The organism is Motilimonas cestriensis, assembly GCF_021295315.1.
In the GTDB taxonomy this organism is placed as follows: Bacteria; Pseudomonadota; Gammaproteobacteria; order Enterobacterales; family CBDFNC01; genus Motilimonas; species Motilimonas cestriensis.
In genome coordinates this window covers 104,564-129,614 of record NZ_JAIMJA010000002.1, presented here as the reverse complement: position 1 = coordinate 129,614, position 25,051 = coordinate 104,564, and the positions used below count along the sequence as shown (strand labels likewise).

20 protein-coding genes are annotated in these 25,051 nt (G+C 44.0%); 11 read left to right on the top strand and 9 right to left on the bottom strand.

What is annotated here, in order from left to right:
* Positions 1-11 precede the first annotated feature (11 nt).
* The gene (locus K6Y31_RS02335; RefSeq protein ID WP_232800121.1) at positions 12-365 is read right to left on the bottom strand and encodes a DUF2750 domain-containing protein; all 354 of its coding nucleotides are present in this window, start codon (positions 363-365) and stop codon (positions 12-14) included.
* Between the two features lie 166 nt (positions 366-531).
* A complete protein-coding gene (locus tag K6Y31_RS02330; RefSeq protein ID WP_233051243.1) occupies positions 532-1,005 on the bottom strand; it encodes an anthrone oxygenase family protein in 474 nt (157 codons plus the stop codon).
* Between the two features lie 128 nt (positions 1,006-1,133).
* Here K6Y31_RS02330 and K6Y31_RS02325 point away from each other — a divergent pair, with 128 nt between their 5' ends.
* Positions 1,134-2,105 carry an AraC family transcriptional regulator gene (locus K6Y31_RS02325; protein WP_233051242.1) on the top strand — a complete coding sequence of 324 codons (972 nt, stop codon included), beginning with the start codon at positions 1,134-1,136 and terminating at the stop codon, positions 2,103-2,105.
* Positions 2,106-2,192: 87 nt separating this feature from the next.
* Here the strand turns inward: K6Y31_RS02325 and K6Y31_RS02320 are convergent, their stop codons facing one another.
* On the bottom strand, positions 2,193-3,020 hold the full coding sequence (locus K6Y31_RS02320; RefSeq protein WP_233051241.1) for an SDR family oxidoreductase: 828 nt from the start codon (positions 3,018-3,020) through the stop codon (positions 2,193-2,195).
* Between the two features lie 777 nt (positions 3,021-3,797).
* Between K6Y31_RS02320 and K6Y31_RS02315 the strand changes: the two genes are divergently transcribed.
* The 3 genes from K6Y31_RS02315 (at position 3,798) to K6Y31_RS02305 (ending at position 5,446) form a co-directional block, all read left to right on the top strand.
* A complete protein-coding gene (locus K6Y31_RS02315; protein ID WP_233051240.1) occupies positions 3,798-4,091 on the top strand; it encodes an antibiotic biosynthesis monooxygenase family protein in 294 nt (97 codons plus the stop codon).
* Positions 4,092-4,317: 226 nt separating this feature from the next.
* Positions 4,318-4,752: a GNAT family N-acetyltransferase gene (locus tag K6Y31_RS02310; RefSeq protein WP_233051239.1), complete on the top strand. Its 435-nt coding sequence runs from the start codon at positions 4,318-4,320 to the stop codon at positions 4,750-4,752.
* Between the two features lie 67 nt (positions 4,753-4,819).
* The gene (locus tag K6Y31_RS02305; RefSeq protein WP_233051238.1) at positions 4,820-5,446 is read left to right on the top strand and encodes a LysE family translocator; all 627 of its coding nucleotides are present in this window, start codon (positions 4,820-4,822) and stop codon (positions 5,444-5,446) included.
* Between the two features lie 146 nt (positions 5,447-5,592).
* On the opposite strand, the gene K6Y31_RS02300 is transcribed toward K6Y31_RS02305, so the two are convergent.
* From K6Y31_RS02300 to K6Y31_RS02290, 3 genes are all read right to left on the bottom strand, one after another.
* On the bottom strand, positions 5,593-7,020 hold the full coding sequence (locus K6Y31_RS02300; protein WP_233051237.1) for a carbon starvation CstA family protein: 1,428 nt from the start codon (positions 7,018-7,020) through the stop codon (positions 5,593-5,595).
* 397 nt (positions 7,021-7,417) lie between these two features.
* Positions 7,418-8,137, bottom strand: coding sequence for a two-component system response regulator BtsR (gene btsR / locus K6Y31_RS02295; protein ID WP_233051236.1), 720 nt, complete (start codon positions 8,135-8,137; stop codon positions 7,418-7,420).
* Positions 8,134-9,828, bottom strand: coding sequence for a sensor histidine kinase (locus K6Y31_RS02290; protein WP_233051235.1), 1,695 nt, complete (start codon positions 9,826-9,828; stop codon positions 8,134-8,136). The genes btsR and K6Y31_RS02290 overlap by 4 nt, the downstream gene beginning before the upstream one ends.
* Positions 9,829-10,197: 369 nt before the next feature.
* On the opposite strand from K6Y31_RS02290, the gene K6Y31_RS02285 reads away from it, so the two are divergent.
* Together K6Y31_RS02285 and tyrA are read left to right on the top strand one after the other, a co-directional pair.
* Positions 10,198-11,271 (top strand): 3-deoxy-7-phosphoheptulonate synthase, encoded by a 1,074-nt coding sequence (locus K6Y31_RS02285; protein ID WP_233051234.1) that lies wholly within the window; start codon positions 10,198-10,200, stop codon positions 11,269-11,271.
* A gap of 11 nt (positions 11,272-11,282) precedes the next feature.
* Positions 11,283-12,416: a bifunctional chorismate mutase/prephenate dehydrogenase gene (tyrA, locus tag K6Y31_RS02280; protein WP_233051233.1), complete on the top strand. Its 1,134-nt coding sequence runs from the start codon at positions 11,283-11,285 to the stop codon at positions 12,414-12,416.
* Between the two features lie 90 nt (positions 12,417-12,506).
* Here tyrA and K6Y31_RS02275 read toward each other — a convergent pair whose 3' ends face one another.
* From K6Y31_RS02275 to hpf, 3 genes are all read right to left on the bottom strand, one after another.
* On the bottom strand, positions 12,507-13,379 hold the full coding sequence (locus tag K6Y31_RS02275) for a DUF3108 domain-containing protein (protein ID WP_233051232.1): 873 nt from the start codon (positions 13,377-13,379) through the stop codon (positions 12,507-12,509).
* A gap of 19 nt (positions 13,380-13,398) precedes the next feature.
* Positions 13,399-15,306, bottom strand: a complete 1,908-nt coding sequence (locus tag K6Y31_RS02270; protein ID WP_233051231.1) for a chorismate mutase — start codon at positions 15,304-15,306, stop codon at positions 13,399-13,401.
* Between the two features lie 79 nt (positions 15,307-15,385).
* On the bottom strand, positions 15,386-15,724 hold the full coding sequence (gene hpf, locus K6Y31_RS02265) for a ribosome hibernation-promoting factor, HPF/YfiA family (RefSeq protein ID WP_233051230.1): 339 nt from the start codon (positions 15,722-15,724) through the stop codon (positions 15,386-15,388).
* A 418-nt stretch (positions 15,725-16,142) separates the two neighbouring features.
* On the opposite strand from hpf, the gene K6Y31_RS22260 reads away from it, so the two are divergent.
* The 5 genes from K6Y31_RS22260 (at position 16,143) to K6Y31_RS22255 (ending at position 25,050) form a co-directional block, all read left to right on the top strand.
* Positions 16,143-19,280 carry an EAL domain-containing protein gene (locus K6Y31_RS22260; protein ID WP_282560139.1) on the top strand — a complete coding sequence of 1,046 codons (3,138 nt, stop codon included), beginning with the start codon at positions 16,143-16,145 and terminating at the stop codon, positions 19,278-19,280.
* Between the two features lie 206 nt (positions 19,281-19,486).
* Positions 19,487-21,322, top strand: a complete 1,836-nt coding sequence (locus K6Y31_RS02245) for an extracellular solute-binding protein (protein ID WP_233051435.1) — start codon at positions 19,487-19,489, stop codon at positions 21,320-21,322.
* Complete coding sequence (locus K6Y31_RS02240; protein WP_233051229.1) at positions 21,315-22,403, top strand: microcin C ABC transporter permease YejB; 1,089 nt, start codon at positions 21,315-21,317, stop codon at positions 22,401-22,403. The genes K6Y31_RS02245 and K6Y31_RS02240 overlap by 8 nt, the downstream gene beginning before the upstream one ends.
* On the top strand, positions 22,403-23,446 hold the full coding sequence (locus tag K6Y31_RS02235) for an ABC transporter permease (protein WP_233051228.1): 1,044 nt from the start codon (positions 22,403-22,405) through the stop codon (positions 23,444-23,446). Before K6Y31_RS02240 ends, K6Y31_RS02235 begins: the two co-directional genes overlap by 1 nt.
* Complete coding sequence (locus K6Y31_RS22255) at positions 23,443-25,050, top strand: ABC transporter ATP-binding protein (RefSeq protein ID WP_282560138.1); 1,608 nt, start codon at positions 23,443-23,445, stop codon at positions 25,048-25,050. The genes K6Y31_RS02235 and K6Y31_RS22255 overlap by 4 nt, the downstream gene beginning before the upstream one ends.
* Position 25,051 lies beyond the last annotated feature (1 nt).

Genomic DNA, 25,051 nt, shown 5'->3' with positions numbered 1-25,051 from the left:
TTATAGACAAATTATAGGTAAAGCTCTAACACGGCTTTAGGCTCAAGCTCGTCACCTTCTAGTTCGCTGTTCCAGTTGAGGCCTATGAGCACCTCATCTTCCGCTAACGTGGTTAGCCAGTCTTCAACAAATTCTTCTAAGGTCAATTTGGTCGGTTTAAAATCAGCCCATTCTTCAAGGCAATGTACTTGCGCGTCATCAGCTTGTGACCAAAATGGCATTACTTCTGACTCTTCAAATTCAGAAGAGTCTAATGATAGCCATTGGCCTTGGGCATTACATAAACCCCAAACGGTTTCACTTTTCTGGCTCTCTTTTACAAATAGTGCGGTATTTTTTTTCACATCAGCAGTTAAATTAGACATTTGATTCTCTCATGGGTGAATACTAGGTAATAAGTCTATGACAGCACTGATCAATATCAGCGGAATGTGGCAAGGATAAGAACCCTTAGCTTGAATGTCTATCTATTTAAATTTTGAGCAGAAAAAACACCACATATCTCGCGCTTACTAGCCAGTTAACTTTGCTTTATGTCTGGAACACAAAGTGAGAGATGATACCGATGCACGATAATGTCGATAGCCACAACCGATAGTAGTTCCAGTTGCCCCAGTTTTTTGTGTAGCGTTGCCACACTAGCATCGCGTTTTTATCTTCACCTGCTGCGGCTAGTGCATTATTTAACGGCACATTGAAGAAAGCCGTTACCATGAAGCCAATAATGGCCGTTAATGCCCCGATGAATAAAAGCGATTGAAATCCCAACTCATCCAACATAAAGCCCGTAACTAGGAGCAGTAGGCTACTCAGAGGTGACAAAAAGAAAATCGTCAAGAAACCTTTATTTAAAATGACTTGATTAATTCGTTGCATGGTTGCGATAGCGTTTTGTTGATCAAGTACAGTCATGATGGTGTTGTGAAAAATAAAATAGACCCCAGCCAGCAAGGCGCTCGTCACGGCGGCAATAAGGCTTAAAGATTGCAATAATACAATAGACATGATGTTTTTCTCCTGCGTTATACACTTTACTCATCAAGCTGCAGCGCTAGTGAATGTTTGTTTATTACACCAACATCAGTGATTATTTAGTTGTCAGTTTGTCGCTTTTAATTTGCAGGAAGTACGGAATGTCTGAAAAGGCCAATAATGCTGAGTTAGAAAAATTCAACTTGAGTCATCGTCAGCAAGGGAGGACGATCTCATCCCTTAGCCAGCTAAGTATGAGCGGCGTTTTTTATACCCATTCAACGATGAGGCAACCGTGGGGAGTCACGATGCCGGCTATTCCTTTGAGTACCATGTTCCACCTGATCCTTGATGGTGAAGCCATTGTTTCTATATCGGATAAGCGTATTACGCTCGGCGCTGGAGATTTCATTCTTATGCCGCGTGGTAAGGGGCATGATATTGTGGATATTAATAATACGCCAGCCAGCGGACTATTTGAGCAAAATATAGAGCAAGTAACGGAACATTATGAGAAGCTCACCTCAAAGGGTAAAGGCCCTATCACTACGGCGCTCTGCGGTACCGTATTATTTGAAAATGAGATCACAGCATCGATCATTAATTCCATGCCAGATTACGTGCTTATACCCGCTAACTCTGAAGCTCATCAACCGATAGCCAGTATCGTAAAAGCCATACAACTGGAAACCGAGAGTGAAGGTTATGGCGCCGGCTTAATCGTCGCAAAACTTGCTGATGTGCTTATTTTACAGTGCATCCGCGCGTGGGTATCGCAACTGTCGGGTGACAACCCAAACTGGCTAATGGCGCACACCGATAAGCGCCTCTCGCCAGTGATGGAGCTTATACACACTGACCCAGCGGCAAATATCAATATCGCTGTATTGGCAGGACTGGCCAGAATGTCTCGGACCACCTTTATCGATTACTTTAAAAAAGTCGTGGGGCAAACTCCGAAAAAGTATATTACTGATTGGCGTCTCGCACTGGCAAAAACGCGCTTAATTGGCAGCAGTGACAATGTGCTAAACATTGCCCTTGAAGTGGGTTACCAGTCAGAAGCGTCTTTTAGCCGAGCTTATAAGGCAAAGTTTGGCGTGCCTCCTTCGCAAACCAAAAGGGGTGAGTAATCAGCTTGTTACATTATTGGGGCCGTTCTTTACTCATACTGCCAGCCCAGCTTGATAGTTAGGCTGGCAAGTCACGTTGGTTGGTGATTACTTCCAATGGCCTGCCGCGATTGTTTTAGCTACATAATCTGAGAATTTAGTGGCAGCATCTCCGGTCGCGAGCTTTACGTCATCAGTGATCCTTGAATTACGGCCATCAAACACAACCGTGAATAATTCATTAAGCAACCATTGGTGGCTTATAGGTACATTTTGCACCTTTAGCATTTGCAAATACTCATCGATAGTGATTTCGGTAAATTTAATTGCTTTACCCAGTTGTTGGGCAATTTCATTAACACAATCTTGGAACGTGAGCAGCTCTGGTCCTGTTACTTCGAACAAGCAGTTATGTTTGGTCGGCTCTATTAGCGCCGCTACAACGACTTGGGCAATATCATCCACATCGATAAAAGGCTCAGGAGTATTAGTAGCAGGTAAAATAAGCTCGCCACTTAAAATGCCCTCAGCCATAAAGCTCTCACTAAAATTTTGCGCAAACCATGATGCGCGAACCACATTCCACGTAAGGCCGCTATTAATTAAAATTTGCTCCGCGGTTTGAGCTCCTTCTTCGCCGCGGCCAGAAAGTAGCACTAAGTGTTCAATCTCCTCTGCTTTTGCAACACCAATAAAAGCGGTGATGTCATCTGCTGCACGGGGGACGGCTAAATCAGGTTGATAAGTAACATAAGCAGACTTAGCACCGCGTAAGGCATTGGCCCATGTATTACGGTTATCCCAATCGAATTGGATTTCTGTTGTTCGCGATACTGGGCGTGTATTAACGCCTCGTTCGCGAAGGCGTTGGTTGACACGAGCACCGGTCTTAGCATTTTTGCCGATTATTACGATAGGTGATGATTGATTTAACATGTTGAACTCCTCATAGACTTGCTAACGGATGACTGCAAAGCAACGTTATGATGGCTGTAAATATCTGTTTAATGAATGATGTAAAAACCGGCTTTGTTTGCGTAAAGTCCGAAGAGGCGGTTAGGGAGCATATTATTTGCTGTATTGCTAAGTGAGGCTTGATTGTTGTTTGCTCACCCTGCTTTTTATGCCTTAAAAACCAGCTTGTTTTTCTAGGATTTTAAAGTATCTTGATGTAGGTGCTAAATGGTCGTCTTAAACCCGTCCGAAGGTTGGGTAAGCTGTTTATTTTGTTTGTATTTTGTGTGATAAGACCAAGTGGTAATTCACATGCGCGTGTAGGTTCCCACTAAGCTAAGCCGATGTTAGAAGCGTTAACTTATTTGTCACGGTTAGCTGTTCAATCAGCTAGGAACAAAGATCAATCAAGAAGGATTTCAATATGTATGGAAGTAAGGAGATGAGCGCTTTTTGTTGTAATTGCAAGGAGCTAACGCGACACCAATACACCATGTTTGGCAGTCAAACTGAGCAGTCACCTAAGGAGGTTGGACTGTTACAAAAATTGTTGTCTGCATTTGTTACGACAGAGCCTGCGGGGGATTACAAATGTAGTCGATGTGGTACATATTTGGAGTCACCTGATCACCTTGACTAACGTTTTAAACATAAGAATAGATAGGCAGCCTAGATCCTATATTCAAGTGTTAAGCAAGTTACGTCTCCATCTAGAGGCGTCCAGTAAGTTATTGAGGTTCGGCATATCAAGGTGTGTAAATGTACGCTGTAATATTTAGAGCAAAACCCGGTATTCAAGACGATGAATACAGTAAAACCGTTGCTAACATGCGAGAACTTGCCTTTGAAAAGTACGGTTGCTTAGATTTCGTCGCTGTAACGGAAGGCGATCAAGAAATAGCTATTTCTTATTGGGAAAGTGAACAAGCAATCAAGCAATGGAAAAGCGACTCAGAACATGCGTTAGCACAAGAGCTGGGGCGTACAAAATGGTATGAGTCATATATAGTGCAAGTGGTCGAAATAAAGCGAGAGTACCAGTTCAATCCATAAGTAAAAATATACGTCGCAAAGCTGCGATGGCAAGCAGCAATACATTAGCATGGAACAAAACGGTGGGTAGTGTTACAGCCAAATAAAACCAGAACTTTGTCTGTTTGGTAATGGGGCTCAGTAAACGGAGTTAGTATGAGATTGTTAGCGCAGTAGAAAGGTATGAAGGTACATGTCCTTGCACCTTTGCAGCGTTCAAAGAGATGTTAAACGGATTTGAAAGTTTATGATTAGAGTTGCAAATATTAATGATTTAGGCGGCGTTCTACATCTGTATAAAGAGCTCCGTCCTTTAGACCCAAACCTAGACAGTGACTTTGCTAAAGAAAAGTGGGCGGAGATAATTAATGGTCCACAAACACACATCATCGTGGCAGAAATAGACGGTGAGTTAGCCTCAACATGTGCATTAGGATTAAATAAAAGTATTGCCAATGGTGCAAGGCCGTTTGGCATTATTGAGCATGTTGTAACGTTACATAAATTTCGCCGACAAGGGTTAAGTAAGAAGGTTCTGGAATTTGCGATATCCTTGGCTTGGGAAAATAACTGCTGCAAAGTGATGTTGCTATCGGGGGCTCAGTTAATAGGGGCTCACTCTGTCTATGAATCAGTAGGTTTTAAAGGCGATATCGAAAAAGGTTTTGTTATTAAACCCTGATGCTCGGCGCTAAGATAAACGTCGAGTCAGCTAGTCGCTTTGTTATGGCAGTGACAATAGAGGTTACATGTTCCCATTAGATGTATTTATGACCTATACACTTGCTTGTTTACTATTGGTCATATCACCGGGCCCAGATAATTTACTTGCCGTTGGGCGGGGGTTAAGCCAAGGTAAGCTGGCCGCTACAATATCAGGCATATCATCTGGCGCAGGCATTTTGTTTCATGTGCTAGCGGCTACTTTTGGGCTTACTTTACTGATCCAAACCTCAGAGTTGGCATTTTATGCGGTGAAAATTGTGGGGGCGGGGTATTTGATTTGGTTGGGCATTAAGGCTCTACGCGCACGGCGTTTATTCTCAGTCGCGTCAGCGCAGCAACAATCGTTACAAGCCATTTTTTCAACAGGGTTCCTTTCCGCTGCTCTTAATCCAAAACCAGGCTTATTTGTGCTTGCGTTTGTGCCGCAATTTGTTAATCCAAGCTTAGGCTCTGTGTCGCTACAGATGATGGGCTACGGTGTTTGGTTTGCGGTCCTCACCGCAATCGGCTTTAGCCTAATGGGTGTTTTTTCTGCGCAGCTATCTGGTTGGCTACAAAATAAGCCTAAGTTGGTTGCGGGTTTAAATATTGGCGCTGGGGTTACGTTTGTTGCTTCAGGTTTAGCGGTGGCATTCATGAAACAACGTTAGGTCTGATTTATTCCTCGATGGCTCCGTTGCTCTTTGCTGTAACAAATTCTCATCAGATAAAAAATGGCGGTAAGTGAAAGAGTTTACCGCCATTTTATTATATTGATTTTGTTTGCAGCTAACAGTTTATGAAGCCTACTAATGAGTTAGTCAGGCAGTTTAACCACTGGCGTTACTTGTGGCCCTTTAATTTTAACCAGCAGCGCAACGGTGGCCAGTGTGGCCATGGCTAAGCCAAATACCGTAGAAGTGGTCATGGGCAAGTTAAAGCCGATGCTGGCGTTGGCAAGGTAGGTAAACGTCACCGCGGTCATAAAGGCGGCGGGTACGGTACAAATCCAATGGAATTTACCTTCGCGGGCTAAATAAGCCGCCGCAGCCCAGAGCATGATCATGGCTGTGGTTTGGTTGGCCCAGCCAAAGTAGCGCCAGATAACGCCAAACTCTGCGTTGGTAATGAGATAGCCAATAATAAACATAGGAATAGCGATTAATAAGCGCTTTGGCATGCTTTGTTGTGGCATTTTCAAAAAATCAGCAATGATTAAGCGAGCGCTGCGAAATGCGGTATCGCCGGAGGTGATCGGCAAGACAATGACACCCAAGATAGCCAATATACCGCCTACGGTGCCCAGTAATGAAGTGGATACTTCATGGACAACGGCTGATGGTCCGCCAGCAGCCAGTGTGGCGTTAAGGGCATCGGTACTTTCATAGAATGACAAACCTAGCGTACACCAGATCAGCGCGATCACACCTTCACCTATCATGGCGCCATAGAATATAAAGCGGCCTGATTTTTCATTTTGCATGCAACGCGCCATCAATGGTGACTGAGTCGCGTGAAAACCTGAAACGGCGCCACAAGCAATGGTGATAAATAATAGGGGCCATAGTGGTAAATCTGTGGGGTGTAGATTACTAAAATCGAGACCTTGCGAGTAAAAAGTATGGTCGCTTACTGCTAGTCCGATGACTAAGCCAACACTCATGAAGATCAGCAAAGCGCCGAAGAAAGGGTACAAGCGGCCAATGATCTTATCGACGGGCACGATAGTGGCAATAATGTAATAAGCGAAAATAACGGCAATCCAGATGCCTACGCTAGTATCAGAGAGGCTACTTAATAAGCCGGCAGGGCTAAGTACAAATACCACGCCAACTAATAACAGCAATAATACGGCAAAGCCGTTCATAAAGTGCTTGGCAACATTGCCTAATTGTTCACCGACTATGGTCGGCACACTGGCGCCATTGGCGCGCACCGACATCATGCCGGAGAAATAGTCATGTACTGCGCCAGCAAAAATACAACCAATTACAATCCATAACATGGCAACTGGGCCATATAGGGCGCCTAATATGGGGCCAAAAATGGGGCCAACACCAGCGATGTTGAGCAATTGAATTAAGTAGACTTTTTTATTCGACATCGGCACAAAATCGACGCCATCTTCGAGGCTATGTGCGGGTGTTTGGCGCTCGGGCTTGGGGCCAAAGATTTTTTCAATCACTTTACCGTAGGTAAAATAACCGGCGACAAGTAGGCCGGTGCAAAGTAAAAACCATAACATACGTTATTCCTTAATCCATTAGTTGACAGATATCAGATTAAGTAACCTGGTTGATATTTGCATCGCTTATTAAGGTGAGCGGCGGTATTCGATAGTTAAGTGGTTATTATGGTGAGTTAGCGGTCTTATAGACATTCAGCAACAGTGAATATTAGCCTGTTTGCATACCAAAGTGATGTTTGATTGCTTTGAGGTAGCGTCGGCTAACGGGCACCTTGTGGCCTGTGATTGGTGAGTGATGATACTTACGCAGGTATTGTTATCTCATAGCGCGTTAGCCTGTTTGAATACCAAAGTGATGTTTGATTGCTTTGAGATAGCGTCGGCTAACGGGCACCTTGTGGCCTGTGATTGGTGAGTGATGATACTTATGCTGGTATTGTTATCTCATAACGCGTTAGCCTGTTTGAATACCAAAGTGATGTTTGATTGCTTTGAGATAGCGTCGGCTAACGGGCACCTTGTGACCGGACGGCGTGATAATGTCTGCGCTGGCATTATCGTGTAGTTGGATTTCTTTGATGGCTTGCTCGGCGATCAGGTATTGCCGGTGGCAACGCAGTAACGCGCTTTTTTCTTCTAAGGTTTTTAGGGTGAGATGGGTGTGGCTTTGCCCGGCTGCGGTAATGACGTGGATCCCAGAATGATCGCTCATCACATATTCGACTTCCGACAGCTGGATCAGCTTGATGGTGTGATGATAGTAGCAAGGTAAGATGGTTAAGTTAGGTTTGTCAGCAAACTGAATGGGCTTAGGCGCGTGATCTTGTTTCAAGCGGTTGAGGGTTTGCTGTAAGCGCGGCGCTTCTATGGGTTTTAAAATGTAGTCAAAGGCTTTTTCTTCAAATGCTTTAATGGCGTATTCATCATAGGCAGTGACGAACACAATACGCGGTAGTTGGCTGTCATCGAGCATGCTGGCGAGTTCAAGGCCGGTAATTTTGGGCATTTGAATGTCTAAAAAAATCAAATCCGGCTTAAGTTTATTAATTAAGCTTAAGCCAGCAATGGCGTTGGCCGCTTCACCGACGAATTCAAACTCACCTTCCTCACTAATCAAATGTCTGAGTTCATCACGGGCCAAGGGTTCATCATCAATAATTAAATAACGGATCATGCGCTGGGCTCCTGGATAGTTTTTGCTGTTGTCTTGGGTAAGTAAATATTCACCTTGGTATAAACATTTGGCTCACATTCAATGCTTAAACCATAGTCTTGACCATAGGCATTTTTGATTCGCTTATCGACGATGTCTAAGCCCAAGCCATCACTGGTTTTACTGCGATAAAGGCCGGCATTATCTTGCACGCAAAGACATACTTGCTCTTGATGTTCGGTCAAGCTAATGGTGACACAGCCTGCCTCTAATAAGTGTGATGTACCGTGTTTGATGGCATTTTCAATAATGGGTTGTAAGGTAAAGCAAGGTAAGCGCAGCGAGTAGTCGTCGGGACTGATAGTGATCTTAACGTCAAGTCTGTCACCAAAGCGGGCGCGCTCGATGGCGAGATAAGCTTCGACATGTTTGAGCTCTTCCTCTAATCGCGTGATGTCACAGCTGCGTTTTAAGTTTTTGCGAAAAAAGTGCGACATAGACAGCAATAGTTCACGGGCTTTATCTGGATCGGTTCGGGTAACCGCGCTGATAGTGTTGAGGGCGTTAAACAAGAAATGGGGATTAATCTGGGCGTGGATCAGTTTTAGTTCTGATTCTGTCAGTAAGCGCTTTTGCTCTAAAAACTGGCCAAACAAAATTTGGTTAGAGAGTAATTTAGCAATACCTTCACCTAAGGTGCGATTGATGTTAAGAAATAGTTTATGTTTTGGCTCATAGAGTTTTATGGTGCCGACGACTTCACCGTCGCCAATGCGCAGTGGGATAATAATAGCTGAGCCTAGCCGGCAATGTTTGTCGACACTGCATTGATAAGGCAAGTTGACGCCATCGGCAAACACAATTTTGTTGTCTTTGATGGCGCTTAAGGTGAGTGGTGAGCTGATCACTCGGCCTGGTTTATGATGTTGATGGCCGATGCCAGTGAAGGCCAATATTTGCTTCTTATCGGTGACCGCAACCGCGCCGACTTTGGTTTCCTCTAAGATAATATTGGCGATTTGCTCGGCGCTTTGCTGAGTTAATCCCTTGGCCATTATTCCCACTGTACGCTCGGCAATCAACATGGCTTTGGCTGAAAATGCACTGGAAAATTTATCAAACATGGCCTTTTGATCGCGGATCATATGCATAAACAAGGCGGCGCCAAGGGCGTTGGCTATCAGCATCGGTGGGGCGATAAGGGTGACCAGTTGCCAAGCTTGGGTAAAAGGCTTTGCCACCACAAGAATGACCGCCATTTGCACTGCCTCGGCGGCTAAGGTAATAAAAAAAGCAACTAAAGGACTAAACAAGGCTTCAATGTTACGTTTTCGCACTATATACAAGTGCAAGAGCCCGCCCATTAATCCCTCTAATGTAGTAGAGATGGCGCAGGCCACATCGGTAAAGCCGCCCATCGAATAACGGTGCAAGCCGCCTGTCAGCCCGACCAAGAATCCGACTACGGGGCCGCCTAGTAACCCACCTAATACCGCCCCCACGGCGCGGGTATTGGCGATGGCATCTTGTACTGCTAAACCAAAATAGGTTCCCATGATACAAAAGCTGCTGAACACCAAGTAAATAACAACTTTATGAGGTAAAGATACTGAGATGGAAACGAGTGGCTTAAATATTGGTGTTTTGCTAAATAGGTACGCGATCACCAAAAATACGCTGAGCTGTTGAATCAATGAAATAATAAGCGCCATAGTGCGATTTTTACCCCGTTTAAGCTTAAAACATTCCCAAAGCTAAGAAATAATAGGAAAAGGGAAGTCATCTATGATTTTTTGATCTTACAACAGCTTTGTTTATAACTTTGTTAAATACCCCGCATAAAACCCTATCAATACTGAGTTTTACTGTGCCTTGTTAGCTCGAAAATTGTTCATAATATTAATAAAAACTAAAACTGGCTTGCAAATCAGGCGTTGATTGGTATTTTGTCATCTCGGCATACGCTGAATTATCTACAAATGACCAATGTCGGATTGGTTAAACGATAGGCGAGGCAAAGAATGATTGTTTCTTTAAGGCCTCATTTTTCAATCCTAAACAAATATTAAGTTAGGTTTATCATGCAAAAAGACAGTATCAATAACGTTCATATTAGTTCAGAACAAGTTCTGATCACCCCTGCAGAATTAAAAGCGAAACTACCGGTATCAGACAAAGCATTGCAATTTGTGCAAGACGCACGCAACACCATTTCTGATATTATTCACGGTAAAGATCATCGCTTACTGATCGTTTGTGGTCCTTGTTCCGTCCATGACCTAGACGCAGCTAAAGAATATGCCTATCGTTTAAAGAAATTGCATGATGAATATAAAGACACTCTGTATATCGTAATGAGAGTGTATTTTGAGAAGCCAAGAACCACTGTTGGTTGGAAAGGCTTTATCAATGACCCACATATGGATAATTCATTTGATGTTGAAACAGGGTTGCACCTAGGCCGTGAATTACTGGCTTGGATTGCTGAATTAGAATTACCTGTAGCAACAGAAGCGTTAGACCCGATTAGCCCACAATATTTAGCTGAGCTATTTAGTTGGTCCGCAATTGGTGCGCGTACCACAGAATCACAAACCCACCGTGAAATGGCCAGTGGCTTGTCAATGCCTGTTGGCTTTAAAAACGGCACCGATGGCAGCTTAGCAACGGCCATTAATGCGGCGCAATCAGCGGCAGCATCACACCGTTTTATGGGCATTAACCAAGAAGGCCAAGTGGCACTGCTGCAAACTCAAGGTAACCCAGATGGCCACGTGATTTTACGTGGTGGTAAGCAGCCAAACTACGACTCAGTAAATGTTGCCCTTGCTGAGCAAGCGATGGAAAAAGCCGGTTTGCGTCCTGCTATTATGGTCGACTGTAGCCATGCTAACTCAAGTAAAAACCATGAGTTACAGCCTAAGGTTTGTGACAATGTGATCAGCCAAATTCAAGCGGGTAATCGCTCGATCATTGGTGTGATGATTGAAAGTCACATTAATGCGGGCAATCAAAGCGCTGAGCTACCACGTGATGAAATGAAATACGGTGTGTCGGTAACTGATGCTTGTATTGATTGGGACACCACGGCTGAGTTGTTAAAGAAAACCAATGACAACTTGGTTGCTCCGCTAAAAGCGCGATTAGGTCAATAATAGGTAAGCTTATGGCGCATCCATTAGATAATTTACGCAACCAAATCGATTCAGTCGACCAGCAGTTAGTTGATTTACTGGCGCAACGACTGGCTTTGGTGGCGCAGGTGGGCGAAGTAAAAAGTGAGCATGGCTTACCCATTTACGCCCCTGACCGCGAAGCGGCAATGCTTGCTAAGCGACGTGACGAAGCGACAAAAAAAGGCGTGCCGCCTGATCTGATTGAGGATATTTTACGCCGCACCATGCGTGAGTCTTATGCCAGTGAGAATGACACCGGTTTTAAAACGGTTCATCCACAGCTGCGCAATGTGGTCGTGATTGGTGGCGGCGGTCAGCTTGGTAAGTTGTTTGTTAACATGCTGCGCTTGTCTGGTTATCAAGTGGATGTGCTGGAAAAAGATGATTGGCAGCGCGCTGACGACTTACTCGGCAATGCCGGTTTAGTGTTAGTGGCGGTGCCGATTGAAATTACCGAATCAACCATTGCTCGGTTAGGCAATTTACCGAGCGACTGTATTTTAGCGGATATTACCAGTACCAAATCAGGTCCTGTAAAAGCGATGTTGGATGTACACTCCGGCCCAGTGGTTGGTTTACACCCGATGTTTGGCCCAGATATATCAAGCTTTGCTAAGCAAGTGATCGCTTACTGTGATGGCCGTGATGCGCAGCAATACCAGTGGCTTATTACCCAAATGCAAATTTGGGGCGCGCGCTTGTATCGCACCAGTGCTCAGGCCCATGATGAAGCGATGACCTTGATCCAAGCCTTACGTCACTTCACCAGTTTCGCTTACGGCGTGCACTTGGAGTCGGTAAACGCTGATGTTAAGCAGTTACTTGAGCTATCATCGCCAATTTATCGCTTGGAGTTGGCAATGGTAGGGCGTTTGTTTGCACAAGATCCTGACCTCTATGCAGACATTATCATGTCGAACCCGGACAACTTGAAGATGATTCAGTCTTATCATCATTCTTTGGGCGAAGGGGTTAAATTACTTGAAGCGGGTGATAAAGATGCCTTTGTCGCGTCTTTTAACCGCGTTAGCGAGTGGTTTGGTGATTATGCGCAGATGTTTATGAAAGAAAGTAAGGCGCTGCTACAGCAGGCTCATGATAGTCGCCATTATCAAGACGATTAGTTGTCGTGAGCTGAACAGCGAGTTAAGAATAAGTGTTTAAAAAACAGGAGCCGTTTGGCTCCTTTTTTATGCAAGTGAATTGATTTTTTGTTACAAGCCCTGTTGAGGTTTAGCTTCGTTAAGACTTAATTTGGCACAACCTAAGTCAAACTGGCTCAAGTTGGCTTCGATATCAATAATTTTGCGCTTGTAAGTACTTTTTACTAGTTGGTAGTCTAGCTCTGGTGCAAACCATAAATACAGTTTGCGATCTTTCTTCTTCACTTGCTGAACTTTGATAGTGCGATAATTTTTGCCCAGTACATTGAGATCTTCTTCACCGACCACGCTAAAATAATAATGACCTAATTCATCACTCTTTTGCATCAGAAAGTCGAATTCTTTAGTGTTACTAATCAGGTTTTGACGCATTTGTGTGGAAATGGCTTCAAAGTCCAAAATAGGTAATTTGAAATCAGAATATTCGGCCTTTTCATCATTAGCAATCACTTTACTGACTAGGCCATTATCACTAAAAAGCGCGCTCACTTTAGTGTGAGTTAAACCTTTTACATCTTGTTTAAATTCACGAGTTAGATATTGCTTTTGAGTGTCATTCCAGTACACCTTAGATTGATGATTACCGGTGAAGTTAAACATTAAAAAAGACACCTCACCCGAGGTAGACATGTCGGCTTGTTGATTGTGCCATTTTTGTTGACGATTAATATTTCCTACATGACTGCTTTTATAAAAGAACTTATAGCTGAGTGAATTGGTACAACTAGTGCTAATGGCTTTTGATACCGCCGCCTCGTGCTGGGGTTCTTGTTGCGTTTGGCTTGGCGCTTCAAGTTCGTTGTTCGTTAATTCGTCGTTGGCTTGCACGGTTGCGGTAAAAGCAACGGTGCAGGCCAATAAGCCTGCTTTGCTGTAACTTAACAATGGTAACAAAGCGCACTTTGAGGGGTTAAGTAACCACATAAATTTTGGCTCCTGCCGTTTAGTTATGCTTTTTTAAGGTGTTCACTTGCTTACTCAATGTGCCTAAACGTTGCAATTGCTGTGGCTCATTGGACTTAGTATCAATAATAGAGCCATTTAAACCTAATGAATATAAGTCTTTATTAAATAAAAGAAACTCATTATCAGTTATGTCGCCATCGGCGTGCACCAAAATGGGTAGTGAAGTATGGGCTTTAAGGCGACAAGTTTGCATTAAATTCAGCTGGGTATGCTCACCTTGATATTGGCCGTGCTCGCACAATAATACTTGTTGATTGCCTTGCTCCATAATAGTGGTTGCACAGCTAAGCCAATTGTCGTTATTGGCCGTTTTGGCGCGCACTAAAATAACCGGACGATGCTGACGACCCAGTTGTTCTAATAGTTCACTGTTGTGCATTTGGTCGCCGGGAACATAAAGTAAATCAGCATATTTGGCGGCGTGATTAAGCGCATGTAATTGTTGCACCGGTATGATGAGTAATAAGTTAAGAGCTCTTGCCCTTTGCTGGCAAGCTTGCCATAGCCCTTGCTGACTTAGGCTTGAATCAATTGCTTTTTGGTTGATTAAGATAGCTTGCGCACCAGCATTTTTTAATTGTTGCGCTTGGCTGGCGAAGTCATCTTCGTTAGAGATGGTTGCACAAGCAATAAGGTTAAATTCCTGATTAAGCTGACTTAGTGATATTGAGTGCGCTTCGCTATTTGGCTCTGGTGTTGCAAGCTCAGCTTCATGATGAATTTTTGCCAGTTGAGCGACGGGCACCTGAGTCGCTTTTACTTCATTGCTTGGATAGCAACCAAGCACTTTAAGATATTGAGTTTGAGGTGTTATTTCTGCTAATGCTTGCGCCATGGCTGGGCTGTCTAAATTAGCCGCTAGATCGATATAGAACATTTCTTCCCAAGGATTGCCTTGGATCGGGCGGGATTCCAGCTTAGTCATGATCAGGTTATATTTTTTAAACACACTTAAAACGTTGAGTAATGCGCCCGCGGTTTGTCCCGTTGCCAGTACTAAAGTGGTTTTAGCAGGAATTTGACTGGTCACGTTAATGGCTTTGCGCGCCACCAAAATAAAACGGCTGAGGTTTTCTTGCTGATTAGTAATGTGGCTTTTGATATTAACCAATTCAGCGCAAAATTCTTCTTCAATATTGCAAATAACTGCGGCGTGAGCGTCGTTCTTTACTTGCTCTGCGGCTTGGGCACTGGTTAGGGTATAGACGATGTTTATATTGTCTAGTTGCTGTATGAAGTGGCTAGATTGCTGTGCTACTTGCGGCGTACAGTACAAGGTACTCATTTGCGTTAATGGCAATTCACTGTTGGCGTACAATGCATATTCAGTATTAACGACAATTTCGCCGACGATTGATAAACGAGTATGTTGCAGTAGATCATATACTTCATTAATGCTACCTGCACTGGTGTTTTCTATCGGCAAAATGGCGGTATCAGCACAACCTTGCTCGACTTCTTGTATGGCTTGCTGAAAGTGCTTACATGGCCATTGTACTAAGGTTTTACCCTGGCGATTAATGTATTTGATACCAGCAAATAAACTTTCAGTTTCTGCCACAAAGGCCAGTTTGATTTGCGGTAAGCTATTTTCAGGGTTGACTAATTGCTGCAGGTAAACTTGTTGAGAACGTACCGAGTCTTCTAGGATTGTGTGATATATTTCAGTGATATAGTGTGCGTCTAAACCAAGATCTTTACCTTGAATAATCAGCCGTTCCAGTAACGCTTGCTCACGCTCTTGGTCACGCACAGGCCTAGGGTTCGCTTGTTTGCTGCGAGCTACATCAAGGGCAATGGCTTTTCGTTTCGCTAATAAGGTTAATAAATCGCTATCGAGTGCGGTGATGGTGCGTCTAATTTCTTCTAAGTCTAAGCTGGCCATACTATTTCCTGAATATAAAAAAACCTCCCAAAGGGGAGGTTTATTATGTCGTTTTTATTAAAATTTACCAAATAGGTTTTTACGCCGCGGCCTCGGTCTCTTCTTCTACGATGCGCTTATGCGTACCACTGCGTTGAGCATTCGGTTTATCAACGTGTTTATGCAGCTGTTTTTCTAGCTTTTGGCCCAGTTTGTTGATAGCGCTGTACAAATCATCATGGGTTGCGGTGGCAAATAGGTCACCGTTTGGAATGCCGATAGCCGCTTCGATTTTAAAACCTTTTGGCTCTTGAGTAATAATGAAATGTGGTTTGATTAACGGGAGCTGCATTTTTTCTAATCGGTCATAACGAGCGCTTATTTTTTCACGCATTGGGGTAGTGATAGCCATATGTTTACTGGTGATTTCTATAGTCATAAATAATGCCCCTTTTTGATAACTATGAACTGTTGCTCCATTTCAGGTTACGACTTTATAGAAATAAAAAAGTGATCTAAGTCACTCTTTGTCATCACCAACGGAAAAAGCATTTTTTTTATGATCTGGTCTTGCTTCTGCTGCAGAATATCCTTTTTTTTCTTGTTTTAGGCTAAGGGGTGTAGCAGTATCTGTGAGGATAAGGTGGCGTTAACCAAGGCGTGCCAGTGCAACAAATAACTAGGTTGATCGACATTGCCATGACTATGCTGTTGTTTGAAACAGATATAATGATGATTGTTTAATCAGTTTTCTCTCTTTCTTGTAATACTAATCATATTAACCGCATTTTTCTCGCCCAATTGATGTGTGGCTAAGTTAAGATAACAGTATTAAAAGTTGTTAAAGCTATTGGTATATGTTCAAAGGATTATTTAATAAGAAGGCTGGTCATATTACCAGTGAAGAAAGCCATCAATTAGACTCTTCTCCCGAGCAAACCGCTAGTAGCAAGTTAGTCGATTCTCGTTCAGATGCTAACCCCTACGAAGGCCAATGCGTATTTTGGTATTGGGATTTCGCTGACGATAAGATTTATTTTCAAGGTTGTAATTCCACTAAGCTTGCAAAAATTACCGCGCAATCATCCCTAAAAAGCAGTGAACTCATTGCGTTTGTTTGCCCTGAAGACAGAGCAACATTTCGCGTATTTTTAGACGAAGCTTGGCGAGGTGAAGCGCCGGCGCCCCTTGAATATAGAATGCTTACCCCAGAAGGTGAAGAATTTTGGGTGGTGACAATGCTCAGTCAGCCAATATTTGATGGCTTAAATAAGCCGAAAATATTAGCGACCACTACCGAGCAAACCTTATACCGCAGTGCTAATGAATATCGCCAACAGCAAAATGATTTGTTGCTGCATTTGGCGACCGATCCAGCTTTACATCAAGGCGATAGTGCTAATTTCTTTGCCCATTTAGCGGAACATTTAGAGCCTATTTTTCAGCTACAACACATCAGTATCTGGATTGCTAATGACACGCTTTCTTCGCTGACTTGCGTTGAATATTCCGGAGATGGCTTTGGCAAATTAGGTGAAGTATTACTGCGCCAAGACCACCCCAGTTTTTTTAAGTCGGTAGCAGAAAGTAAAACCATTGTGGCCAGTGATATGGCTTATTCCCCCCATACCCAAAGCTTAGAAGTCCCCCAACATATTAGCTCGAGTATCCAGACCAGTATTATTTCTGAAGGCATAGTCAAAGGCGTTATTTTATGTCAGTCCGCTGGGAAGATGCGTCAATGGAGTATTGATGAGCAAGCATTTTTAAAATCGGTAGCGGCATTGGCGGCGCGGGTGATGGAAATGGCGCAGCGTGGGCAGCAGGAGAAAGCGCGGCTGCAACGTGAAGGTTTGATTGATATTATTGCCAGTGCGATTTCGGCGGAAACGGGACAGGGCTTTTTTAATGCGTTGGTAAGTGAATTAGCCAAGGCATTAAAAATGCGCAGCGTGATGTTGTGCGAGATTGAATCAGAATACACCGCGCGTACCTTAGCGATGGTTGAAGATGGCGAACTGCAACAGAGTATGATTTTTTATACCGCCGGCACACCTTGCGAAAGAGTGACAAGCGCGGGCCCACAAGTATTCAAAAGGGAAGTGAGTAAATACTATCCCGATTGTGGTGAATTTGTTGACTGGCAAGTAGAAGGTTATGTTGCTTGGCCGTTGTTTAACGGTCGAGATCATGTCATTGGTTATCTGGTTTTAATGACAGATGATGTGATTGTAGATGAAGCCAATGTAAAAGTGTTGTTGAAAACCTTTTCACTAAGGGCATCGGCTGAGTTGGTGCGCAAACAAGACGAAGCACAATTAAAACTTTCTGCAGTGGCGTTTGAAACCAACGAAGGCATTATTATTGCCGATCCTAATGCGTTGATTTTACGTGTAAACCACGCCTTTACCGAAATAACGGGTTATCCTGCCGATGAAGTGGCAGGGCAAGACATCAGTATTTTAAATGGCGAGCGCCGCACCGACCAAGATATTTCCTTATCACAGAAATTAGATGAAGAAGGCAAGTGGAGTGGGGAGTGTTGGCGGTTACGGAAAAATGGCGAGCTGTATCCACAATGGGAAACCATTACTTCAGTGCGTGATGATGACGGCAATGTAACCCATTATGTAATTTGTTTTGAAGATATGTCAGAGCGTAAAGCTGCTGAGAAACGCATTGAAAACTTGGCTTATTATGACGAGTTAACCGGGCTACCTAATCGACGCATGTTACTTGAAAGTTTGTCTGATGCATTTGAACATGCTAAGGCGCACAACATGATAGGTGCTTTACTGTTTATCGACTTAGATCATTTTAAAACCATTAATGATTCCTTAGGTCATGCTGCTGGTGATTGGATTTTAGAGCAAGTGGCGATCCGATTACGTAACATGATCCGTGATGGTGACATTTTGGCCCGCTTAGGCGGTGATGAGTTTGTGCTGTTGTTACCGGATCTGTCTGAAAACCCACCCCATGCTGAGCAGCAAGCTAACATCGTCGGTGAACGCCTTATTCAGATCGTTTCTGCGCCTTACCATTACGGTGAGCAGACTCTGCACATCGGCGCCAGTGTGGGGATAACGCTATTCCCAGGTAAAAAACAAAATGCCAATGATTTATTAAAGCAAGCGGATACTGCCATGTATCAAGCCAAGTCAGCAGGGCGTAAAACCTTGATGTTTTTTGACATGGACATGCAAAAGCAGGCGGATAAACGCTTAACGATCCATAATGCATTGCGCTCGGCGATTGAAAAAAATGAATTACTGTTGCATTTCCAACCTCAGCATATGGTTAAAACAGGCGAAATCGTTGGCGTTGAAGCCCTCGTTCGCTGGCAGCCGGAAGGTAAGATGATGATCAGTCCGGTTGAGTTCATTCCCATTGCGGAAGAAAGCGACTTGATCATTGAAATAGGCTACTGGGTATTAGTGGAAGCATGTAAGCAGTACATGGTTTGGGTTAAGCAAGGGATCCAACTGCCACAAATCGCGGTGAATGTCAGCGCTAAACAGTTCCATCATGTTGACTTTGTTGAGCAGGTGGAAGAAGCGCTGCACTTGTCAGGGATGGAGCCAAGTTACCTTAATCTTGAAATTACCGAGTCTGTGGTACTGGGTCATGCTGAAGAAACCATCCGCAAAATGGCCCAGTTAAAAGAAAAAGGCATTAGTTTCTCGGTGGATGATTTTGGTGCCGGTTATTCCTCTTTGTCCTATCTGAAGCGCTTACCCGCTGATGAGCTTAAAATTGATCGCTCTTTTATCCGCGACATACCTCGTGATGCCAGTGATATGGCTATTGTTGAAGCGGTACTGGCACTGGCTAAGCATATGGGATTTAGTGTCACAGCTGAAGGCGTAGAAACACGTCAGCAGTTAGAGTTTTTACAAAAACAGGAATGTAATTTCTACCAAGGCTACTTTGCTAGTAAACCAATAACGGGCGATGCTATTGTCCGTTATGTGAAGCGACTAAAAACCATCTAACCCCCTTATCCCATCATACGAAATAGGGATCTTAACTTTATGGTTAAGATCCTTGCTATCTTTTTTAAGAATGCCGACTTGGCTTCAACTTAGGGTAAAGATGATTGCATTTCATCTTGGTTTAGCTATGGTTGAATGAAACATTTACAGTTGGCCTAATCAGCTGTTTTCATATTGATTCAATACCTTAAGGTGCGTTACTTGTGATGCAAACTCGACTGACTTGGTGTTGCCTGTGGTTGGGCTTAGCCGCCTCATTTTCCTCTTTTGCAACCACTTCTGATTTACATCCCCAACACGGCATTGCGATGCATGGCGATTTGAAGTATTCGGCTGGCTTTAGCCATTTTGATTATGTTAATCCCGAGGCTCCCAAAGGGGGGGCGATGCGCCAAGCTGCGCGAGGAACCTTTGATTCATTTAATCCATTTATCGTAAAGGGAACCCCTGCGAATGGGCTAGCCCTGATTTATGACACCTTAATGGTGAGATCAGATGATGAGCCGTTTTCTAAATATGGCTTGATTGCAGCAGGGGTTAAAGTAGCTGAGGATTTTAGCTCAACGACATTTTATTTAAATCCCAAAGCGACCTTCCATGATGGTCATCCGATTACCAGTGAGGATGTGATCTTTAGTTTTAATACCTTAATTGAACAAGGCAACCCGCAATATAAATCCTATTACGCGGGAGTCGATAATGTTGTTGAGATTGATCCCCATACCATCAGATTTGACTTTAAACCCGGTGATAATCGCGAGCTGCCGCTTATTTTAGGTGAGCTGCAAATATTGCCGAAGCACTACTGGCAACAACATAATTTTTCTCGCTCAAGCCTAGAGGTGCCATTGGGCTCTGGGCCTTATAAAATAGCTTCGTTTGATGCTGGGCGTAAGGTGGTTTACCAGCGTGTTAAAAATTACTGGGCCGCTGATTTAAACGTTAATAAAGGACGGCATAATTTTGATCGCTTAGTGTTTGATTATTTTCGTGATACCACGATAGCTTTCCAGGCCTTTAAGGCTGGGGTATTTGATTATCATCAAGAGTATTCTGCAAAAAACTGGGCCACGGCTTATACCGGCGAAGTGTTTGATAGTAAAAAAATTATTCGTCGTTTACTAGATGATGCCAACCCGCAAGGCATGCAGGGCTTCTTTTTTAATTTACGTCGTGACAAGTTTAAATCGCGGGAAGTGCGTCAAGCCATAGGTTTAATGTTTGATTTTGAATGGTTAAATCGGCAATTTTTCTATGGCGCTTATACCCGCAGTGACAGTTTTTTTGCTCACTCTGAGTTAGCCGCCACGGGTTTACCCAGCCCAGATGAGCTTGCTATTCTTGAGCCATATCGCGAGCAATTACCCAAAGATGTGTTTACTCAAGTCTACCAACCGCCAGCGACCCAAGGTGACGGTAATATTCGACCGCAAATGCGCCAAGCAGTGGCTTTGATGGAACAAGCGGGTTACCAGCTTAAAAACGGAAAAATGTTGGATCCGCAAGGTAACCAGCTGTTTTTTGAATTTTTGGTTTATGACAAAAGTTTTGAGCGGGTGATCCAGCCTTATCGCCGTAATTTAAGTCGTATCGGTATTGCCACTGAAATTCGTCTAGTGGATATATCGCAATATATCAATCGTTTAAACAGTTTCGATTTTGATATCACCACTATGCGTCAGGGGCAGTCTATCTCACCGGGAAACGAGCAACCAATCTATTGGAGCTGTGATGCAGCCAGTACGCCGGGCTCTCGCAACTATGCCGGCTTATGTAATCCGGCTGTTGATGAATTAGTGCAACAGCTGATTCGTTCTAATACTCGTGAAGAGCTTGTGCTTCACACTCGGGTGTTAGATCGAGTGTTGCAGCATCTGCACTTTGTGGTGCCACAATGGTATAGCCCGTCACATCGAATTGCTTATTGGGATAAGTTTAGCCAGCCAAAAATAAAACCCGCCTATGCTATTGGCTTAGATACGTGGTGGGCAAAAGGGCAGGATGCTCGATCGAGCAATACCAAGGAAGACACACATGAGTAGTTATATTTTTCGCCGTTTATTACTAATGATCCCAACCTTGATTGGCATCATGACCATTAACTTTTTTCTCGTCCAAGTGGCTCCCGGAGGCCCGGTTGAGCAAGCCATTGCCAAAGTTCAAGGCATTGGCGGCGATGCCACTAATCGCATGGGCACGGGCGATGGCAGTGAGTTAATGACCCGAAATACCCAAGCCAATTCCAGTTACCGAGGCGCCCAAGGCATCGACCCTGAATTTATTGCCCAACTTGAGCGCCAGTATGGTTTTGATAAGCCGCTGGTTGAGCGGTATTTTATGATGTTATGGAATTATGCCCGCTTTGATTTTGGTGATAGCTTCTATCGCGATATTAAAGTGACTGATTTATTACTTGAAAAAATGCCGGTGTCGATTTCGTTGGGCTTGTGGACCACCTTGTTGGTGTACCTAATTTCTATCCCGCTGGGCATTAAAAAAGCCTCTCGTCACAACTCCCAGTTTGATATTTGGACCAGTACGCTGGTGATCACGGGCTACGCTATTCCCGCCTTTTTATTCGCAATTATGTTGATTGTGGTCTTTGCGGGTGGCACCTACTTTAGCTGGTTTCCCTTGCGTGGTTTAACTTCTGACAACTTTGACCAGCTTAGTTTAGTTGGCAAAATAACTGACTATTTTTGGCATCTTGCCTTGCCGGTTACTGCCTCCGTTATCGGCAGTTTTGCCGCGTTAACTATGCTGACTAAAAATGCTTTTTTAGATGAAATTGGCAAGCAATATGTGGTGACGGCTAAGGCTAAAGGTTGCACTGAGAAACGCGTATTGTATGGGCACATTTTTCGCAATGCCATGTTGCTGGTGATAGCGGGTATGCCAGCCGCGCTGATTGGTATTTTTCTCACGGGGTCGATGTTGATTGAGGTGATCTTTTCTCTTGATGGCTTAGGTTTATTGGGGTTTGAGTCGGTGGTGAACCGGGATTATCCGGTGATTTTTGGTTCGCTCTATATTTTTACCTTAGTAGGGCTGGTGCTCAAATTGGTCACGGATATTGCCTATACAGTCATTGACCCTCGAATTAACTTTGCGGAGCGCAGCTAATGATGAAGTGGTGGAGTGACGTTAAAAGTAACCCTATTAATCAGCGCCGTTGGCAGCAGTTTCGCGCCAATAAACGCGGTTACTATTCGTTATGGATTTTCGTGTTTTTATTTGGTTTGAGCTTATTTGCTGAAGTCATCGCGAACGATAAGCCGGTGTTAGTGTATTACCAACAGCAGCTGTTTGTGCCGATTATAAGTGATCATCCTGAGACGACTTATGGTGGGGATTTTGATACTTGGACCGACTTTAGTGACCCTTATATTCAACAGCAGATTAATCAAGATGGATGGATGCTGTGGCCGTTGATCCCATTTTCATATGATTCGATTAATTACGCGTTAACCGAGCCCGCCCCATCGCAACCCGATAGTGTTAATTGGCTGGGCACCGATGATCAAGGGCGTGATGTGGTGGCGCGCTTGATTTATGGTTTTCGTATCTCGGTGCTATTCGCGCTGGTATTAACCCTTGCAAGCTCGGTTATTGGTATTACGGCGGGGGCGGTTCAGGGCTATTACGGTGGTTGGGTTGATTTGTTAGGCCAACGATTTATTGAAATTTGGGAAGGCTTACCCATGCTGTTTATGCTGATTATTTTAGCCAGTGTGGTGCAGCCTAACTTTTGGTGGTTATTAGGATTAATGCTGCTATTTAGTTGGTCTAGTTTAGTCAGTGTGGTACGAGCGGAATTTTTGCGCGGCCGGAATTTGGAATACATTAAGGCGGCGAAAGCGTTAGGGGTGAAAGATAGGGTCATTATGAGTAAGCATATTTTACCCAATGCGATGATCGCGACCATGACCTTTATGCCTTATATATTTACCGGCGCTTTGACTACGTTAACCGCATTGGACTTTCTGGGTTTTGGCTTGCCGCCGGGGTCGGCCTCACTAGGAGAAATGGTGGCTCAGGGGAAAGCTAATCTGCAAGCGCCTTGGTTAGGTATAACGGCGTTTGTTTCTTTATCGACTATTTTAGTGCTGCTGGTTTTTATTGGTGAAGCGGCTCGCGATGCCTTTGATCCGAGGAAAGCATTATGAATGAGACCCCAGTGACAAAGCCAGTGATGACAGATAAGCCGCTTTTAATTTTAGATAAGCTTTGCGTCAATTTTGCTGATAAAGCCGTGGTGCAAGAAGTGAGTTTTAAGCTAGCTCGTGGCAAAACCTTGGCAATAGTGGGCGAGAGTGGTAGCGGTAAATCTTTGACAGCTTTATCTATTTTACAACTACTGCCAAATGGTGCCCATCATCCGCAAGGACGAATTCAGTTTGCCGATATTAATGTGTTAGAGCAATCTGACATTGACATGCAACAGCTGCGCGGCTCGCGCATCAGTATGATTTTTCAAGAGCCAATGACGTCCCTTAATCCACTGCATACTTTAGGTAAACAATTAGCCGAGGTACTCTGGTTACATCAAGGCCTAACGTATCAGCAAGCCATGCCGCGAATGCTAGAGCTACTTGAACTGGTTGGCATTCAAGATGCGCCGCGACGTTTAGGTCATTATCCCCACGAGCTATCAGGCGGCCAGCGCCAACGTGTGATGATAGCGATGGCGTTGGCTAATGAGCCAGACTTACTGATTGCTGATGAGCCCACCACCGCGCTCGATGTCACCATACAAAAGCAAATATTAGAGCTATTAAAAGACTTACAAGCCAAGCTCGGTATGGCCATTTTATTGATTACCCATGATCTCAATATTGTGCGCCATTACGCTGATCAGGTAGTTGTAATGTGTCAGGGGCAGGTGGTGGAGCAGGGCACGGCGCGGGATCTATTTAAACAGCCACAACATGAATACACTCAGTGTTTATTGGCTGCTGTACCCAAGGGCAATATGCATGCTCTAGAAGCGCCAGAGCCGATTTTAGAAGCGTATGATATGAAGGTATGGTTCCCAATTAAAAGTGGTTGGTTTGGTCGCGTTCATGACTATTTTAAGGCTGTCGACGGGATTAATTTAACCTTAAACAAAGGGGAAACCTTAGGCATTGTTGGGGAAAGTGGCTCTGGCAAGAGCACTTTGGCACAGGCTATTTTAGGGCTAAATGCGAGCCAAGGCCGAGTGACTTATTTAGGGCAACGACTCGATGGTAAGAACTCAGCACAACTTGCTCCCTTGCGCAAAGAAATTCAAATTGTGTTTCAAGATCCGTTTGGCAGTTTAAGCCCGCGTATGTCGGTGCAACAGATAGTGAGTGAAGGCTTACTAGTGCATGAACAACTGAGCAGCGATGAAGTGGCAATACGCGTACGCGCTGCGCTGCTGGAAGTCGGCTTGGATGAAGCGGCTGCGCAGCGTTATCCCCATGAGTTTTCTGGCGGCCAACGTCAGCGTATCGCGATTGCCCGAGCCATTATTTTAAAACCCAAATTGATTGTGTTAGATGAGCCAACTTCTGCGTTAGACCGTACGGTTCAAAAACAGATTATTGAGTTGTTAAAACATTTGCAGCAAAAGTATCAATTAAGTTATTTATTTATTAGTCATGATCTTGCTGTGATCCGCGCCCTATGTCATCGTGTCATGGTGATGCAAGGAGGCAAATTAATTGAAGAGTCTGATGTAAATTCATTATTTAGTCAGCCAAAATCTGACTATACTCGCAACTTGTTATCAGCGGCATTATTTTAAC